Below are 17,747 nucleotides of genomic sequence, written 5' to 3' on the forward strand. Positions count from 1 at the left end.
TCATTCTTCACCCTCTTCTAGCTCTTCGCTTTGGTGATAAACCATAGTGGCAGTTAACACACCTGGGATTGCATTAATGGTAGAGATGTCATCCATTAAAGAGCGCTGTGTTGGCCCTTCAATCACCACTACAATTTTCATTTCATTATTCACTGATAATTCAGCATTTTTCATCGCCATAATCTTCTGACGAACTTCAGCCATTTGTTCTGGTTGAACTTGAACAATTAGGCTAGTTACATGGATTTCTTTTTTGCTCATCGACACTTACTTCTCTATTATTTATTTTTGTTAGATTAAACTAACCCGCACCGGGTGGGCCTGAAAGGATTTGACTGAACCAAATGGTAAAACCAAGTGCACTGACTAACAGTGCTGATAAGATTGGTGCTAAAAAAACCGTTAAGAATATAAAAATTTTAAATTCTAGGCTTTTTTCACGTTGCAGATCTGTACTCATGGAGCCTCCTGCAGAGGGTTATAAAGAAAGTAATGTAACTTAGTTGTTACCTACTAAGAATTGCGAGAATTTTATCTTTAATCAAAGACTAAACTATATACTCACAAATTGGTAAAGCGAATATTTGTTGATCTAGATCATAAAAATAAACTAAACAATTGCTCTGTATGGATTTATATTTGACTTAACTAATCCAACTCTATAGTGACAAGAAAATGACTTACAAAATGAATACAATTGAAAATCGTTTCTAATACCTAAGTATATATAGCCGCTTAGTCAAAAGTTATCAACTTGTTAATCATTCATTTGCGATTATTAAATAGGCAAAACACGAAAACTTTTAAAGTCTCTCCACACGAAACTGAATACAATTTTGATTATTTTCATAAACAAACAAAAAAGCACAATTGAATTGATATTCAATTGTGCTAAATAAATGATATTGACTGGAAGAGCTTCAGTTTAGCGTCTTACTCTATATCGCAATACTTTTAATGACTTTTGCTCGTCGACATCTGCAAATACAGGCGGGTTTTCAATACGTTCAACAAACTCAATATTTGGCGCAGTTTCAGTGACCTGTTCCATTAAAAAATCACATCCTAACTCTGGCGCATTCAAACACAGCAACACTTCTCCTTGCTCAGCTAACAGTTCTGGTAGTCTACGTAAAAGTCTTACGTAGTCTTTAGTTGCCACAAAACTGCCTTTTTGATTACTTGGTGGATCGGCAACAATTAAATCATAAGGGCCTAATTTTGTAAGCTTACCCCACGACCTGAATATGTCATGACCAAGAAAACGTGCTCCTGATTCAAACCCATTCAAAAGGTGATTTTGTTTACCAATACTCAGCGCGCCTTTACTCATATCCATATTAACGACTTCAGTCGCACCGCCTTGCAAACCGACAACTGAAAAAGCACAAGTATATGCAAAAAGATTGAGTACTTTTTTATCCTTTGCATGGTCTTTAACCCATCGACGACCGTTTGCCATGTCCAAAAAAATACCATGATTTTGACCACGTAAAAGGTGTACTAAAAAATCGGCACCATTTTCTGTGATGATATGTTTTTCAGGCACTGCACCGGACACTATTTCAGTGACTGTTTTACCAGCATTTCGATATTGAAATACAAGATTAAAACTCAATTCGCTGTGGCTTTGTTGCCATACTTCGGCTATTGCGTCAGTCAAAGTAAAACGCTCAGCTTCTGATAGCTCTTTAAAACTGGTTAATAGCAACACAGGCTTAAACCAATCTAAACAAAGGTGTTCAAAACCTTCAAATCGACCACCTCTGCCGTGAAATACACGGCAAAGTTCATCAGTTAATTGAACTTGAGCAAGAGCTTGCCCAAGTGGAAAATCTTCACACACTAAATTCATGTTTTTACATTCACAATTTTATAAATAAGCTATTAAAGAAAATTTATGCTTTATCAACGTTAGTTGTTTCTTCGGCATCTGGCTGTTGAGATTTGTCCGGCTCATCAGGGATTTCGTCTGATAATAAAATGGCAAACCATTTTCCGCCCTCGCTAGACTCAAGTGCAATTTTAACAATCATGGTTAATGGAACAGATAACAGCATACCGACCGAACCCAATAACCAGCCCCAAAAGATTAATGACAAAAACACTACTAGTGTTGATAACCCCAAACCTCGGCCCATAAACCGTGGTTCCACGGCATTGCCCATTACTGTATTCGTACCAAGATATAAAAGTGCAGTAAAACCAGCAGCCCCTGGCCCCATTTGAATAAACGCTAATAAGACTGCCGGGATAGCCGCAATGATAGAACCAATATTTGGAATATAGTTAAACAAAAAAGCAATAACAGCCCAAAGCAAAGCGTAATCAACTCCAATAATCGATAAACCAACACCAATGATAATGGCCGTTCCGATACTGACCAATGTTTTAATCACCATATACTGGTTTACTGAGTGCAAAAATTTATCAATTTGCTTTAAACGCATGTCTGGATCATCAAGCGCTAAATGAAACTTTTTAGGTAAGGATTGCGCTTCAAATAACATGAAAATAATGGTCAAAATGATTAAAAACAAATTGGCCATCACATTACCTAATCCTGACAGCATATTTGTCGTCATACTTAATGCCATTCCAGGGTCAAAATACTCGAGGACTTTATCTTTTGAAATATTGATATTCAAACCATTGAGCTTTTCAAGTATCCAGGAAAACTGTTCAATTAACTGTTGACGATAAAATGGCATTTGTTGCGAGAACTCATTAATAGAACTACCAACAAGACTAGCTAACCAAAGTCCCATCATGACAATAAACAACATCAATAATATAACCGATAACCATTTAGGTACTCTATAGCGGGTCATAAACTGAATAGCAGGATTACACACTACGGCCAAGAATGCTGACAATACAAATGGTACGACGATGGGGCTGGCTGTTTTTATTCCCGCTAATATCACAACCAAACACGCCATAATGGCAAAACCACGTAACGCCATCGATGATGAATTACCACCACTCATATTTAAATCCCTTTGTTGTTACTAAAATTTTCGGATACATAGTTACTTTTTATTTAAGCGTTTAAGTTATTGATGTTTTGCTTACTGCTTTTTCAACTTCAGGATTATTCCCCTTGAGAAGTTCACTTTCACCGTTATTGATTACAAACCTAATAAATTGTGTATTTAACCCATGCTTAAACTAGCACAATAAGAATAACTTACGCAGTATACTCCTAATCAATTGAGTATGAATGGCTATATTAAGTCTATTTAATTAAATATTAGCGTAACTTTAGCAAGTGGATGCTGAATCTAAGCTAAATAAGCTTACTGTGAAAGATCATAACGAATAACTTAACTAAAGTAAGTTCAAATTAGTAAACTGAGTAACAGTAATGCCCTAGTGAAAAATAGAGCATTTCCTCATTGATTTAAGTTGATCTTAGGTTCGTTATGGATCGTAATGGTTTTTAACCGATTACCTAAATCATTTTACAGACTGATTGACACAAAATGCCCCCCACAATATGGTGAGAATATGAATATAATAATGACTGGCGCAACAGGATTTGTTGGGCAGCAATTAGTCGCATTGCTAAGCCAACAATCTCATCAACTTACCATTGTTACCCGAAATGTCTCTCATGCGACCCAAGTCTTGGGCTCAAATCATCGTTATGTTGATAACCTGAGTAAATTAGAAAACTTAAATGATTTTGACACTGTTATTAATCTTGCCGGTGAACCTATTGTCGGTAAACGATGGAGCAATCAACAAAAACAGCGTATTTGCGATAGTCGCTGGGATATCACTGCAATGTTGACTCAGTTGATTAAACAAAGCGACACACCACCAACGAGTTTTATTAGTGCATCTGCAATTGGATATTATGGCCGCCAAGGAAGTACTCCCGTTGATGAAGACAGCCAAGCCCATAATGAATTCAGCCATCAAGTATGCAGTGAATGGGAGCACCTTGCTCTTAAAGCGCAATCAGAAACCACGCGTGTTTGCGTACTAAGAATTGGTATTGTGTTAGGAAAAAATGGGGGAGCACTGGCTAAGATGTTACCTCCTTTCAAACTCGGCCTTGGTGGACCTATAGGTAAGGGTTTACACGGTGTCAGTTGGATACATATCGACGATTTAACTCATTTAATTGAGCATTTAATGATTACAAACAATGCACAAGGAGTATTTAATGCTACCGCCCCAAACCCAGTTAATCATAAACGATTTGCTGAATCGATTGGCTCAAGCTTAAACCGCCCTGCATGTATTCCAACGCCAGTAATAGCGCTAAAACTTGCGATGGGTGAGATGGCGGATTTGATTGTAGAAGGCCAATTTGTATTGCCTAAACGTGCCCTAGCCTCAGGCTTTAATTTCAAATACCCAGAGATTAACCCTGCGCTGGATTCTATTCTCAAAGCTTAATGAGCAGCTCAATAGCCATCAAACAATTCAAAGACTCATGATCGTAAATACTCATGAGTCTCTCTCGCTTTTCTTATCGAGTTTATCCTGAGTTAGAGCTTTACTAATTGAAATAAAATTTATTCGAGTTTGATTATTGATTTACTAGAGTCGTTATTGTTTCAATAAACCAATCGTATCGCTTGGGAAGTGGACGAAACTTCTTGCGGATCATATATAGAGGTTCTTTTACTTGGTGTTGTAAATTGGCTACAGAAATCAGTTCAGGCCTGTTAAAACAGTTTACCGCGAACTCTGGTAATACAGTAAAACCGAGCCCCTTGGCCACTGGTAATAAGATTTGATTCAACTGATTCACATAACTTGCGGTAGGGATGGCACTCGCCTGTTCATCGCTATAATTGCTGCTGATTAATTGCTGCAGGTAATGCATTGCATCGGGATGAGAAATCAACCCAAGCGACGTTAATTGCTTAAAACTCATACCCTTACCCTGGAATTTGGCAGGTACTATCAAGCATAAGTTGTCATCACCAATAGGATTTACTTCAAGTTCCGGGTTTGACACAAATTGGGTCACAATACCGATATCAATATCATTGCTTATTACTTGCTCAATAATGCGTTTATTTGGCGCGGCCTCCACAGATACCGACAATTGCGGATGTTGGATTTGATAATCGATGAAGTGCGGGTATAGCCACATCGCCAGTGAACCAGAGCAGGCAAAACGACAATCGCCCGCGTAAGGAGAATCTAGCTGAATATCGCTGAGCAATTGTTCCTGCTGCTTAAGTAACTGCTCTCCATATTGCTGCAGTTGCATACCAGCATCTGTTAGCTCAAATCGTTTTCCAAATCGCTGAATAAGCTGTACGTTAAGCTGCTGCTCTAATTTTTGAACATGCTGGCTCACACCGGGCTGTGTCATAAACAATTGTTCTGCTGTTTGGGTAAAATGGCCTATTTCGGCAAGCTTTAAAAAGGTGGTTAACCACTTCTGATTTATCATGAAAGCGTTACTCGGCATTTAAAATTATTCGACTTGCCCCTACTATAACAATAAATTATTAAAATAAGAGTCCATAATAACTTAAAATAAATTTTCTTGGTCTTTTACACAAAAATGCCGCTAAGCAGGCTTAACGGCATTTCAATCGTTCAAGTTATTTAAATAAGCACTTTAAAGCATTAGGTTAGTTTTCTATGTCACTAACAATGTAGCAAAAAAGCAAATTAAAAACTGTAGTTCTAAACCATAATAACTACTCGCCGAAGCTGTATTGCCTTTTTATCTCAACCACTTCCACAGTATAAGAGCTATACCATTTGTCTTGACCAAGCTTCTGTGCCACGGCATGTTTAGCGTCTTGATGCCAACGTTTAATATCCTCTTCACAATGCCAGTAAGAGATAGCTATTTCTTGATCACCCTCAGCAACAGCAAAAAAGTCGACACACCTATACTGCTCAAATGCCAAATCGCGCATTATGGCAACCGTATCAACATAGTGTTGATCTTGGTTGCCGACTTTCGCTTTGAAAATAACGGCGAACATGTCTAACTCCTTTTAAACTAGCCTATTTAGTGCAAGGGATATTAACCCGCTTTTAATAAATCACTACAAGACTGATTCAGTAATTGACGACAGCGCCACATTCCTAAGAAGGCTACCACAGCAGCACCTGCCAGCGGTGCAATGCCCCACCAAGGCCAATGCATATAAACCACTAATTCAAATACTTGAGTTTTAAGCATATATAACGCAAATTCAGCCACAATGACCGCAAGAATACCGGCAATAGCGCCAAGCAAAGCAAACTCAAGACCTGTCGCTGAGCGAAGTAGCCAACCAGATGCACCAAAGGTTCGCAACACGGCGAGCTCACGCTGCCTTGTCGCCATCCCCGCTTCTGTTTGTGCTATCAGTACTAATGCACTTGCCAATAATACCAAAGCCAAAACCAGCGATAACGACAATGATACTTGCTCAATAATTTGTCGTAACTGCCCCACCATGGCACCAACATCAATCACAGAAATTGTTGGAAACTGTTGGATTAATTGCAACACCACAGCGTTTGCTGTTAAGTCACTGCCATTGGCTTTTAAGTCTTCATCATTGAGGTGAAAGCTTGCCATGGAAGTATAGGAAAACGGCTCAAGTGCTTTGGGCTTAAATATCATGAAGAAGTTTGGCTGAAGCGTTTCCCACTGAACCTGTCTAAAACTGGTAACTTTTACGCTAAAGCTCTGATTATCTATGCTAAAAGTCATCGTGTCGTTTAAAGACAATCCAAGGCGCTCAGCAACTTCGGCTTCTACGGAGACTTCGTCATCAGCTTGGTTAAATGTGCCAGCGGTAATTTCATTATTAGGTGGCAATGTTTCTCGGTAAGTTAAGTTTAACTCTCGTGAAATACCCACTCGCCCTTCGGCGCCGTCTTTCTCCTCTTGACGCGAAATTAATTCTTCATCGTTAATATGCGTTAAACGGCCACGGATCACTGGATAAATGTCGGTCGCGATAATCTTATTGCGATCTAGAAAATCATCCAGTGGTTTAGTATCTTCAGGAGCAATATTTACCAAGAAATAGTTAGGTGCATCTTCAGGTAATTGCTTTTGCCATTCATTGAGCAAATCTTGTCTTAGTGCCAATATAGTTAATAACAACACAAGCGCACTACTAAAACCGACTAACTGCACTGCATTTTGTCTTGCGCGTCTGCGAAGACCTGCCAATGCTAATTGGAAAGGATTAGTCGTTTTCATGCCAACACTATGACCTAAACGGATCATTGCAAAGCCTAAAATACTCAGCAACACACCCAGCAATAACACTGCAAGTACAACTGTCATGGTTAGTGCAATACTGCGAGAATACAAATATCCTAATAACGCCATAGCACCTAGGCTGAGTAACAAATGTAGCCACATGCCAAACTGTAAACCTTCAAGCTGCCTTTGCAGTACTCTTAAAGGTGGAATCGCCAATAAGCGCATTAATGGATAAGCAGAAAACATGAAAGCACTGATTAAGCCAGTACTGACACCGAGCACTAAAGGCCTTGAATATGGTGGTGAATAGGCCGCAATTTCTGCAGGCAAAAATTGGTTAATGCCTAAATCGAGTAATAAGCCACCTAATAAACCCAACACAATACCAACAAGCGTCACCAACATTAAATGGATACCAAACAAGGTTCGAATTTGCTTAGAAGATGCACCAAATGTTTTAAGCATCGCCACAACATCATAGTGTCTTTGACAATAGCGCTGCGCCGCAATACCAATAGCAGCACAAGCTAATGCAATACCTAACAAACTCGCGAGTAACAAAAAACGTTCTGCGCGCTGCACTGCTGAAGCGATTGGTGAGTCACCAGATTGCACATCAGTCCAGCGCTGGCTGTTATTCAGTAATGGCTTTGCTTTTGTTTCAAATTCAGTTAAAGATTGGGCTTCACCGGCAAATTGATACACATAGCTTACGCGACTACCAGGTTGGATAATCCCAGTTGCTGCAACGTCATCTAAACGCATTAATAGCACAGGAGATGAAGCAAAAGGGTTAAAACCAGCATCTGGTAAGCGACTAATTTCTGCAGATAAATTCAGCTCAGTATTGCCGAGTTCCAATGTGGCTGGATAACCCAGTAAACCACCCAATCTGTTTTCATACCAAGCTTCTCCCGTTTTAGGTAATGCTTGTGTAATTCCTGATGACAGCTCAATATCACCTCGAAGCGGATAACCATCACCAACAGCCTTTATTGTCACCAACTGAAACTTATCACCCGAATAAACCATCGAATTGAAATTCATGTTACTGACATGCAAGATATCAAGTGATTCTGCTAATGTGAGCACTTGCTCATCAAGTGGAACCGGTGAGTCAATAATGCGATCGGCAGCAATAAAACTGGCCGCTTCGCCATTAATAGCCACTTGTAAGCGCTCGCTGACACGTGCAAGTCCACTCACTGATAACACTGCTAACGTTATCGCCAATACAATTAATAATAACTGTCCTTGCATCAGTTCACGTTTAAATAAACGCCAAGCTAATTGTAACTCCATTAGCACGCCTCCTCTGAAGCGCTTTGTTCTTCATTAATTGTTGCTATAGTCTCTGATAAGTGACCATTCTCCATCACTAACTGCCTTTGGCATCGCTTAGCCAGCTCTAAATCATGTGTCACTAATACCAATGTGGTATCGCTTTCTTGGTTTAGAGCAAACAACATATCGGCAATTTTATCACCGTTGGCACTATCGAGATTTCCTGTGGGTTCATCAGCAAATAATACCTTGGGTTCACAAATAAATGCTCGAGCAATGGCTACACGTTGTTGCTCGCCACCGGATAACTGTTTAGGTAGATGGGTTAAACGATGAGATAAGCCAACACGTTCCAGCATGTTTTCAGCTTTCTCACGGGCATTTTGTACTCCAGCAAGTTCAGCAGGTAACATTACGTTTTCAAGCGCGGTTAATGTATCGACCAGCATAAAAGACTGAAAAATAAAGCTGACTTTTTGTTTTCTCAGTGCCGCTTTTTGTTCTTCATTGAGACCTGACAGCGCTTGCCCATCAAGTAATATCTCACCTGATGTCGGTGTATCAAGCGCTGCGAGCAAACCCAGTAACGTAGACTTGCCAGATCCTGATGGACCAAGGATCGCAACACTGTCTCCCTGCTTGACATCCATATTAATGCCATTGAGGATAGTAAGCTCTCCCTCTTGGGTCACCACAGTTTTATTGAGGTTAGTAACGTTAATGGCACTTGAATTATTTGCAAAATTAGTCGACATACGATCCTTCTTATTTTTACCGGCTAAACGCCTGCTTACTGCGGCGGTTATGTTTGTTGTTTCAACAATGTTCATTTCAACATCTAGCTATGCTGCCACGATTTTGATCTTAGGTGATAGTCTAAGTGCGGGATATGGCATGTCGGAAGAGCAAGGTTGGGTACAATTGTTACGAGACCAATACCCTGAACATGACATTATCAACGGCTCTGTTAGTGGCGAAACCACCGCTGGTGGTTTACGCAGACTCCCGAGTTTACTGACTTCCAGCGAGATTGATCTCGTTGTTGTTGAACTAGGTGGTAATGATGGATTACGTGGATTTCCACCAAATCAACTGAAATCAAATCTTACAAAAATCATTAACTTGTCACAAGACAGTGGGGCAAATGTCCTGCTCACTGAAATTATGGTGCCACCTAATTACGGTCCAAGATACACTAAAATGTTCAATGATGTTTATCATGACCTAGCTGATGATTTTGACATTCCATTGGCACCTTTTTTCATGATGGATATCGCAGCGAATTCTGACTTAATGCAGCGTGATGGCATCCATCCAAATCAAGAGGCTCAACCTAAAATTACGCAATGGATGCAGCCCTGGATCATGAATGCTTTGAAAAAGTAACCAAGGTTAAAAAAATTCATTAAAAAAGAGTAAAAAGTAATTTTATTTTAAGCTTTACCAATTAAACTGTTCCCAAATGGATTTTTTACAAACGCAAAAAGTACCAATTTTTGTGACGTTTTATTAAAGCAATTTACGAAAGCGCATTTCATAAAATAGCTTTCATGCACAAATAATTGGTAAAACCCTATGGCTAAAAGGAAAAATTATGTCCGTCAGTCGTCAAAAGAAAGCTTATTTACCAACAGCAACACGTAAAAACCAGTACATCACCGTTGGATTCACGTTAACTGATGAGTTATTAGCGTCATACAGTGATTTGGATAATTGTTACCAAGAGTTCAGTAAACTGGTTTACAAAATTGCTGATAAACATGAACTTTTTAACGTTCATGTTATTGCCAACGACAAGCTGCCCATGGTTCGTTACCACAATGAAGCATATTGCCTCACCACAGAAGAACAGCTTCGTTTCTTTTATAACCCTGCTCATCATGAAGCCAATCGCCTTCACGCGCTTGCAGGTTACCGAGCGAAAAAATTAAAAGTGGTTTTCCTTGCCACTGGTACAGAGCTTCGTAGTCACTCTGCTGAGTTCCATGCAAAGATTCAAAGCTTTTTAGCTGAAATTAAGCCGCTATTACCGATTAGTGATATCCCAACTAAAGTTCGAGACCATCAGCATATTTCTTACGACTTTTTTGCCAAAGCAAAAGGCCTCAAAGAGACTTATGGTTATAAACTTCGCGCTGTAGACAGCCGTTACAAACGCCGTGAGTGTGATCTGCCGGAATCGGTTAGTGCGCTAAATTATGTGACAGTTAGCTTACCAATGGGTCGACGTATTAAACAACAACTCGCTGCTGAAAACGCCACTAGCTTTGGTGAAAAGTACCAAAGAGTGGCAGATCACTTTGTTAAAGCAACTGCAGCCAATAAGCTAAATCGAGTTGCAATGATTGCTAACGGCAAAGTACCCTTAGTTCGTAACAGTAAATACGAACAACTCGATAGCACTGCTGAGTTTCAAATGGTCGGTTTCGACCCTAGTGATAAAGCCCCTGCACCCATTTTTCATTGGGATGACACCAAGCTCGCTGAAGCGATTCGTTTTGTTATCGTTGCATCTAAAGCAGATCAACATGATGAAAGTTATGGACGCTTTATGAGCCAAGTTGATGATGCTATTCGCCAATTTACTAATCAATTTGATATCGATAAAGAACATATCGATGTGATCGTGCGCTTCCATCAGCATTTGAGTTATAAAGCGTAACGCTAAATGCTACTCAAAATTAAAAAACGACAGCACTTGCTGTCGTTTTTCTATTTCTGCGCCTCACCTCAGCAACGACTCTAGCAATCAATAAAAGCATCTTAAATATCCACTATTTTGATTTAGCTAACATATAACCTCAAAGCATATGTTATATAAATGTGGCCGGATCTCACATTGATTAACAATTGTCAAACAAGGCATGTTGGACAACATACGAATTAAATCGTATCCACTCCACTGGCGGAACCTAGCGGAGTAGGCATGAAATAATAATAAGCAGGAGATGCTATGTTCAACAAGAAAATGCCTTGGCTGGTACCTACCCTTGTAGCGACAGCTGTCACAATGAGTTTAAGCGGTTGTGGTTCAGATGATGACGACGCAACCATAACCGAAACCCCACCCGTAGTTCAGCCACCAGCAGAAACCGGCCCTACCTTTCCTGAAGGTGCCATCATGGTTGAAGCAGGTGAAAATCTCACCATGAGTATTCAAGAAGCTTTAATCAATGCTCAAAGTAATGATGTCATCGTTCTACCAAAAGGTAATTTTAAAATAGAATCCACATTACTGTTTGATGGTGATGTGGACGGTGATGGTGTGTTTTCTAAAAACGTAACCATTATGGGTTACGGGCAAGATGAAACCGTACTCGATTTCTCTGAAGCAAACTCTGGTGACGGTATTTTTGTGCAAAATGCGGTCAATATAATCATTCAAGATCTGTCGGTTAATGAAGCCAAAAATAACGGGATCAAGCTCAAAAATACTAACGGTATTATCTTAAGAAGATTGGCAACCATTTGGGATGGTGAACTCGATAAAGATAATGGAGCTTACGGTCTTTACCCTGTTGAATGTGAAAATATCTTAATTGAAGATACCTATGTACGCGGTAGTGCAGACGCCGGTATTTATGTAGGCCAATCACAATATATTGTTGTGCGTCGTAATATTGCCAAAGAGAACGTCGCAGGTATCGAAATCGAAAACTCTAAATATGCTGATGTTTATGACAATGAAGCTGTAGGTAATACAGGCGGCGTATTAGTATTTGATTTACCCATCAATAACCAAAGATATGGTTCAAGTGTTCGTGTGTTTAATAATAAAATTCACAATAACAACACTAAAAACTTCGCCAATGCTTCATCAAACCCTGGTGGTGTGCACATTGTGCCTCCTGGGACGGGGGTCATTATTCTTTCTACGGATGATGTAGAAGTATTCAACAATGACATTAGTGACCATGACAGCTTAGCAGTTGCCGTAACGAGTTTTTTTGTGGCAGAAAGAGATATAAGTACGTTTGTCGCTAATTATGCCCAACCTGGACAAGCCATTAGTGATGGCTGGCGTGCAACCCCAAGAAATATTCATGTACATGACAATAATATTACTGATTACGGCCAAAAACCAAATGGACATTTGATTGATGACATTATTAAAGCTTACGTACTCACTCATGGGAAAATGCCAGGTGTTATTTACGATGGTTTAGGTGAAGCATTATCTAATAATGGCACTGCGGCTTATCTCGGTTTACAAGAATTACCATTCGCAGAAGACGGCAGTGATAACACTTGTATCATCAACAATGGCGATGTCAGTGTTGGTCGTTTATATGCGAATTCAAATACAGATCAAAATCTACCTGAAGCAATGTTACAAGCTCCTCAAGAAGATCTTTTAGCTTGTTCACAAGTCAGCTTACCAGTTCATACCGTCACCTTTGGCGATGAAATATTCGGCTGTGGTGTAGATGATGAAACAGAAGGTTGTGATGGCGGCACCTTAATTGGTGGTGGCGGTTCGATTGGCGAGGGTGAAGGTGGCCTTGAAGGTGATGGGGATTTAAGTTTATGTGAAGCTACTGGAGATAATGTCAGCTGGGATGCGTTATTAAAAGCAAACTGCCCTAACCTGTCTGACTATAACCTGTTTGCTGATATGACAAATCCAACTGCAGCGCCAAACTCTAATGGCCTGCCCTACGATCTCAATACACCATTATTTACCGACCACGCCACTAAATATCGTTTTGTGTATTTACCTGATGGCACTAAAGCCGATTACAATGAAAATGAATCATTTGATTTCCCTGTCGGCACAGTCATCAGTAAAACATTTGCACTACCAGAAGATACTAACGCACGCGGTTTCGCAAATGAAGATTTAATTGAGACTCGACTATTAATCCACCGTGAAACAGGTTGGAGCGCACTGCCTTATGTATGGAAAGCGGATAAATCCGATGCTGTACTAGCAAAAGCTGGGGCGATTCAAGGTAAGCAAGTCACTCATAAAGGTGAAATGCTCAGTTTTGATTATGTTGTTCCAAGCATGAATCAATGTAAGCAATGTCATCAGTTCAAAGCTGATGCAGATAGTAACGCAGTGTTTATGCCTATTGGTCCAAAAGCTCGACATTTAAACCGTGAGTATGCCTACATTGACGGCAGTATGAATCAGTTAACCAAATGGCAAGCTGCAGGTATTTTGCAAGGCTTACCAACGTTGTCCGATGTTGACATGGTGTCTGAGTATCAAGATGGTGATGAAGCGAATATTGCTTCAATGTCAGATACTGAGTTAATGGCTGCGGCTAAAGGTTATTTAGATATTAACTGTGCCCATTGTCATCGCCCTGAAGGCAATGCATCCAATACAGGTTTAAAGCTTGAGTATTGGCGCAGTTATGATGAAGATGCTGGTTTTTCTCATGGTACGTGTAAGTCACCTGTGGCTTATGGTGGTGGCACCTTAGGTTATGATGTTGTACCAGGTAACCCTGAGGAATCAATTTTACATTTCCGTATGGAAAGCAACGATCCAGGTGATAGGATGCCTGAAATTGGTCGCAGCCTATCTCATGATGAAGGTGTTGCATTAATCAGCGAATGGATTAAGCGATTGCCAGCGGCGTCTTGTTCTTAATTCGCCTGTAATAAGAGGATGGACTTAGGTTCATCCTCTTATACTTTTCTTAGCCAAGAAACTTACCCAATTTTATTATTCTTAATTTTTTCTTTGTTCTTTTTGTTGTTTATCAAAATGAAAACAGGAGATCGTCAATGTCTTATCTCTTCCATACCAAAGCCAGTTTTTTGAAGCAGACTCTATTGAATCAGAAGGTATTGAACAGAAGAGCTTTAAATCAAAGAAGTTTGGATAAGATTTTATGGACAAAGAGTGTATGGAAAAAGAGCCTATTAATCATTTCTCTAACTTCCATATTAATGGCATGTGGCGGTTCTGACAGTGATAGTGCTAAAAGTGATAGTTCAAGCCCTGAAGTTCCTGCTACGCCTACAACACCCACGACACCAGAGCAACCTGATACCTCAGATGATGTTTGTCAGCAAACGAATTCAGAAGTGAATTGGACAGCTTTAATGTCTAAGGACTGTCCTAACTTAAGCGATTACGGCTTATTTATCGAACCAAGTATGCCGACTCATTCACCAACGACACCAGGCATCAACTATCAACTATCTACTGAACTCTTCTCAAATTATGCCAGTAAATATCGATTTGTTTTTCTACCTGATAATCAATCAATGACGTTTGAAGCACAGCAAGTATTTACCCTGCCTGTCGGCAGTGTTTTAGTTAAAACCTTTGCGCTACCATTTGATACTCAACTGAGTGATGCAAATAACGAAAAGTTGATTGAAACACGGCTGATGATCCATCGTGAAGCTGGCTGGACGGCATTAACGTACCAATGGCAACAAGAAAACGCATCACTCATTATAGCGGGAGCGGATGTAACTCATACACTGAATAATCAAGGTGAATCCATCACTTTCGATTACCATATTCCTAGCAAAGTTGAGTGCAAAATATGTCATCAAATTACTGAAAATGATATCAGCCGTATTAACCCCATAGGTGTAAAAGCGCACTTATTGAATCGAGACATAACCCTAAGTCATGGTAGCAAAACTAACCAACTCACTTTTTGGGCAGATGAAAATATGCTCACGTTACTGCCGGATTTAAGCAGCGTAGATAAATCCTATGCACTTGAAAATAATGAAGCGAGTTTAACTAATCGAGCCAAGGGGTATTTAGATATAAATTGCGCTCATTGTCATAATGAACAAGGTTTTGCGAGTATTTCAGGTTTACGTTTAAGCTACTTTATTGACCACACAAGCTTTGAATACGGCGTTTGTAAACAGCCTCCAGGATGGGATGGTGGCCCTAATGGATTGTCATATGACATAGTGCCTGGAAATGCTGAACGCTCAATAATGCATTATCGACAGATATTATCGTCTCCAAAAGATAAGATGCCGCCAATCGGACGTGAGATTATTCATACTGAAGGAACTCAATTGGTCGAGCGCTGGATTGATGGCATGTCACCGACCATTGGTCTATGTCAGTCATAGTCCTTAGACTATTGCTTGGTGTATTTATCGGCTGACTATTTAGGCTATTGATTTGCCAATTGATTAAGTCGCAGAAAGTGTCCCGGAGGATATCCTAGCCAATGTTTAAAACTTTGCCTGAAATGGCTCACGTCACCATAACCAAGAGTTTCAGCAATGTCTTCAATAGACATTGTATCGGTCAAGATTAAATTGATAGCAGCTTGGCAACGTACTTGGTCGATTAACTTTTGGTAGCTCGTCCCTGCCGCAGAGAGCTTACGCCTAAAACTTCGCTCACTCATATGTATCGAGAGAGCAAACGGTTCCAATTTAGGCGGGTTTGGCATGCTGTGGCGAATAGCTGTCAGTACCTTATCAATAAACGAAATACTGTCAGGAGCCACTTTTTCAATATTGGCTTGCTTGAATTGATAAGCTAAGGGCTTATCTAATATTGCAATGTTTAACCCCCATTCAAAAAAGTCACAATCAAATTTGATTGTCGCGCCGGTTTCTTGGGTTAAGTAGTCAGTATTGCAGCAGGGTAAAGCTAAATGAATTTGATCAATAAATACCGGAGTATCGACTAACTGTCTTGCTGCCCCTAATAAAGCGCACACGCTGTGCTGAAACTGAAAAGAAAACTTATCAGCTGAGACTTTGCCAGTATTAAGCCATCGAACCCACAATTTATCATCTTCAATCCGAACTAAGGTATCAGCAAAACTACCTGCTAAATCAGGATTTTGGATAACAAATTTAAGGCACTGACCTAAGGTAGTAAACTGATCAAAGAAAGGCAGAAGAACATCGAGGGATTCAACTTGATAACTGGTGCCTAGACGGGCACCAATTTCTTTATCTGGACTCAGTAAACGTAATTGCTCCATTGCAAACTCAACTTGCCATACATATACAAACTTCATGGCGTTAAGCTCTGATGGTCCTAAGCCCAGTTTAATGTAGATATCTGCAGCAACAGTTTCACCGAGGTGAGTTTCAATAAAATTGAGTAAATTACGTAATTCAAAAGCAGGGTAACATTGATCCCCTACCATCATATTCGCTTTATAACCCGACTCTTGCTGCATTGGTACCCTTATTTAACTGCGTTTTCACGCTCCATCAAACGATTTAAAACACCATCAACAGACAACGAAGCACCATGGGCAATTTTGTCAGCTAACTTTTTCTTCATTTGATACTTAATTTTAATCACTTGATGCTCTTTGGCCAAACCTAAAATCACATCATCACTGGTTGAAATAGCATCAACCAAACCTAGTTCAATAGCTTGTTGGCCATACCAATGCTCACCAGTAGCGACTTTAGCAATATCCATATCAGGGCGATATTTGCTAACAAATTCTTTGAACAATACATGTGTTTCTTCAAGCTCTTCCTGAAACTTTTCACGACCTTCATCGGTATTTTCACCGAACACGGTTAAAGTACGTTTAAAGTCGCCAGCTGTATGCTGCTCGTAATCAATATCGTGCTTTTTAAGCAAACGGCTAAAGTTAGGTAGCTGAGCAACAACACCAATTGATCCAACAATGGCAAAAGGTGCAGCGTAAACTTTGTCCGCAACACACGCCATCATATAACCGCCACTTGCAGCGACTTTATCAATACAGATAGTCAAAGGAATATTCGCTTGCTTTAAACGGTCAAGCTGACTTGATGCAAGTCCATAACCATGAACCATACCACCGCCACTTTCGACATTGACTAATACTTGGTCGTCTTTATCAGCAACAGTCAAAATAGCCGTAATCTCTTCACGTAGCGAAGCCACTTCACCCGCATCAATACTGCCTTTAAAATCGATTACAAATACTTTAGAAGACGCTGTATCTTCTTTTTCAGCGGCTTTAACATCGGCTTTTAACTGCTTCTCGTAAGCCTTAAATTGTTTTTTGGTGAGCAACTCTTCTTTTAACTCTTTCTCAAGCTGTTTTAACTCATCAGTGACATCAGTTAGCTTAAGCTCACCTTTCTCTGTCTTTTGTTTCATGCTGCTAGCAAGCACAACAATCACTACCGCAAGAATTGCGACGACAATAGTGACAGCTTTAGCTAGAAACATGCCGTACTCAGATAAAAACTCCAAAATACACTCCATAAAGAAATACGTTATTACGGGTTATCTTAGCAGGAAGTTAAACATTGTAGACAATAAAAAACCCAGCATTTGCTGGGTTTTTAGTCAATTAACAATTAA

Annotated in this window: 15 protein-coding genes; 5 read left to right on the plus strand and 10 right to left on the minus strand. The window is 39.9% G+C overall.

Annotated features, from left to right (window positions below):
* The 4 genes from QPX86_RS12410 to QPX86_RS12425 all read right to left on the minus strand — a co-directional run bounded on the left by QPX86_RS12410 (position 1) and on the right by QPX86_RS12425 (position 2,990).
* On the minus strand, positions 1-261 hold the full coding sequence (locus QPX86_RS12410) for a chaperone NapD (RefSeq protein ID WP_220754849.1): 261 nt from the start codon (positions 259-261) through the stop codon (positions 1-3).
* Between the two features lie 40 nt (positions 262-301).
* Entirely contained in the window at positions 302-460 is a 159-nt protein-coding gene (locus QPX86_RS12415) for a periplasmic nitrate reductase, NapE protein (protein ID WP_220754848.1), read from the minus strand.
* Positions 461-925: 465 nt separating this feature from the next.
* Entirely contained in the window at positions 926-1,855 is a 930-nt protein-coding gene (locus tag QPX86_RS12420; RefSeq protein ID WP_220754847.1) for a class I SAM-dependent methyltransferase, read from the minus strand.
* A 43-nt stretch (positions 1,856-1,898) separates the two neighbouring features.
* Entirely contained in the window at positions 1,899-2,990 is a 1,092-nt protein-coding gene (locus QPX86_RS12425) for an AI-2E family transporter (RefSeq protein ID WP_285162882.1), read from the minus strand.
* A gap of 520 nt (positions 2,991-3,510) precedes the next feature.
* Between QPX86_RS12425 and QPX86_RS12430 the strand changes: the two genes are divergently transcribed.
* Positions 3,511-4,410, plus strand: a complete 900-nt coding sequence (locus QPX86_RS12430) for a TIGR01777 family oxidoreductase (protein ID WP_220755665.1) — start codon at positions 3,511-3,513, stop codon at positions 4,408-4,410.
* Between the two features lie 133 nt (positions 4,411-4,543).
* Here the strand turns inward: QPX86_RS12430 and QPX86_RS12435 are convergent, their stop codons facing one another.
* The 4 genes from QPX86_RS12435 to QPX86_RS12450 form a co-directional block, all read right to left on the minus strand.
* Positions 4,544-5,422, minus strand: a complete 879-nt coding sequence (locus QPX86_RS12435; protein WP_285162888.1) for a LysR family transcriptional regulator — start codon at positions 5,420-5,422, stop codon at positions 4,544-4,546.
* A gap of 253 nt (positions 5,423-5,675) precedes the next feature.
* Complete coding sequence (locus QPX86_RS12440; protein WP_220755667.1) at positions 5,676-5,969, minus strand: antibiotic biosynthesis monooxygenase family protein; 294 nt, start codon at positions 5,967-5,969, stop codon at positions 5,676-5,678.
* A 41-nt stretch (positions 5,970-6,010) separates the two neighbouring features.
* Entirely contained in the window at positions 6,011-8,494 is a 2,484-nt protein-coding gene (locus QPX86_RS12445; protein ID WP_285162890.1) for an ABC transporter permease, read from the minus strand.
* Positions 8,494-9,231: an ABC transporter ATP-binding protein gene (locus QPX86_RS12450; protein ID WP_285162891.1), complete on the minus strand. Its 738-nt coding sequence runs from the start codon at positions 9,229-9,231 to the stop codon at positions 8,494-8,496. Before QPX86_RS12450 ends, QPX86_RS12445 begins: the two co-directional genes overlap by 1 nt.
* 49 nt (positions 9,232-9,280) lie before the next feature.
* On the opposite strand from QPX86_RS12450, the gene QPX86_RS12455 reads away from it, so the two are divergent.
* The 4 genes from QPX86_RS12455 (at position 9,281) to QPX86_RS12470 (ending at position 15,541) form a co-directional block, all read left to right on the plus strand.
* Complete coding sequence (locus QPX86_RS12455; RefSeq protein WP_220755670.1) at positions 9,281-9,862, plus strand: arylesterase; 582 nt, start codon at positions 9,281-9,283, stop codon at positions 9,860-9,862.
* A gap of 208 nt (positions 9,863-10,070) precedes the next feature.
* Complete coding sequence (locus QPX86_RS12460) at positions 10,071-11,138, plus strand: DUF3083 family protein (RefSeq protein ID WP_220755351.1); 1,068 nt, start codon at positions 10,071-10,073, stop codon at positions 11,136-11,138.
* Between the two features lie 291 nt (positions 11,139-11,429).
* Complete coding sequence (locus tag QPX86_RS12465) at positions 11,430-14,078, plus strand: SO2930 family diheme c-type cytochrome (RefSeq protein WP_285162895.1); 2,649 nt, start codon at positions 11,430-11,432, stop codon at positions 14,076-14,078.
* A 137-nt stretch (positions 14,079-14,215) separates the two neighbouring features.
* Positions 14,216-15,541: an SO2930 family diheme c-type cytochrome gene (locus QPX86_RS12470; RefSeq protein WP_326521675.1), complete on the plus strand. Its 1,326-nt coding sequence runs from the start codon at positions 14,216-14,218 to the stop codon at positions 15,539-15,541.
* 44 nt (positions 15,542-15,585) lie between these two features.
* Here the strand turns inward: QPX86_RS12470 and QPX86_RS12475 are convergent, their stop codons facing one another.
* Both QPX86_RS12475 and sohB read right to left on the minus strand, forming a co-directional pair.
* A complete protein-coding gene (locus QPX86_RS12475; protein WP_285162896.1) occupies positions 15,586-16,614 on the minus strand; it encodes a helix-turn-helix transcriptional regulator in 1,029 nt (342 codons plus the stop codon).
* Between the two features lie 8 nt (positions 16,615-16,622).
* The gene (gene sohB, locus QPX86_RS12480) at positions 16,623-17,636 is read right to left on the minus strand and encodes a protease SohB (RefSeq protein ID WP_285162897.1); all 1,014 of its coding nucleotides are present in this window, start codon (positions 17,634-17,636) and stop codon (positions 16,623-16,625) included.
* Positions 17,637-17,747: the final 111 nt, after the last annotated feature.

The organism is Shewanella goraebulensis (genome assembly GCF_030252245.1).
Lineage (GTDB): Bacteria > Pseudomonadota > Gammaproteobacteria > Enterobacterales > Shewanellaceae > Shewanella > Shewanella goraebulensis.

Excerpts from the sequence above, each read along its gene's own strand:
- QPX86_RS12410 (WP_220754849.1), bottom strand. The coding sequence starts at position 261 with ATGAGCAAAAAAGAAATCCATGTAACTAGCCTAATTGTTCAAGTTCAA.
- QPX86_RS12415 (WP_220754848.1), bottom strand. The coding sequence starts at position 460 with ATGAGTACAGATCTGCAACGTGAAAAAAGCCTAGAATTTAAAATTTTT.
- QPX86_RS12420 (WP_220754847.1), bottom strand. The coding sequence starts at position 1,855 with ATGAATTTAGTGTGTGAAGATTTTCCACTTGGGCAAGCTCTTGCTCAA.
- QPX86_RS12425 (WP_285162882.1), bottom strand. The coding sequence starts at position 2,990 with ATGAGTGGTGGTAATTCATCATCGATGGCGTTACGTGGTTTTGCCATT.
- QPX86_RS12430 (WP_220755665.1), top strand. The coding sequence starts at position 3,511 with ATGAATATAATAATGACTGGCGCAACAGGATTTGTTGGGCAGCAATTA.
- QPX86_RS12435 (WP_285162888.1), bottom strand. The coding sequence starts at position 5,422 with ATGATAAATCAGAAGTGGTTAACCACCTTTTTAAAGCTTGCCGAAATA.
- QPX86_RS12440 (WP_220755667.1), bottom strand. The coding sequence starts at position 5,969 with ATGTTCGCCGTTATTTTCAAAGCGAAAGTCGGCAACCAAGATCAACAC.
- QPX86_RS12445 (WP_285162890.1), bottom strand. The coding sequence starts at position 8,494 with ATGGAGTTACAATTAGCTTGGCGTTTATTTAAACGTGAACTGATGCAA.
- QPX86_RS12450 (WP_285162891.1), bottom strand. The coding sequence starts at position 9,231 with ATGTCGACTAATTTTGCAAATAATTCAAGTGCCATTAACGTTACTAAC.
- QPX86_RS12455 (WP_220755670.1), top strand. The coding sequence starts at position 9,281 with ATGTTTGTTGTTTCAACAATGTTCATTTCAACATCTAGCTATGCTGCC.
- QPX86_RS12460 (WP_220755351.1), top strand. The coding sequence starts at position 10,071 with ATGTCCGTCAGTCGTCAAAAGAAAGCTTATTTACCAACAGCAACACGT.
- QPX86_RS12465 (WP_285162895.1), top strand. The coding sequence starts at position 11,430 with ATGTTCAACAAGAAAATGCCTTGGCTGGTACCTACCCTTGTAGCGACA.
- QPX86_RS12470 (WP_326521675.1), top strand. The coding sequence starts at position 14,216 with ATGTCTTATCTCTTCCATACCAAAGCCAGTTTTTTGAAGCAGACTCTA.
- QPX86_RS12475 (WP_285162896.1), bottom strand. The coding sequence starts at position 16,614 with ATGCAGCAAGAGTCGGGTTATAAAGCGAATATGATGGTAGGGGATCAA.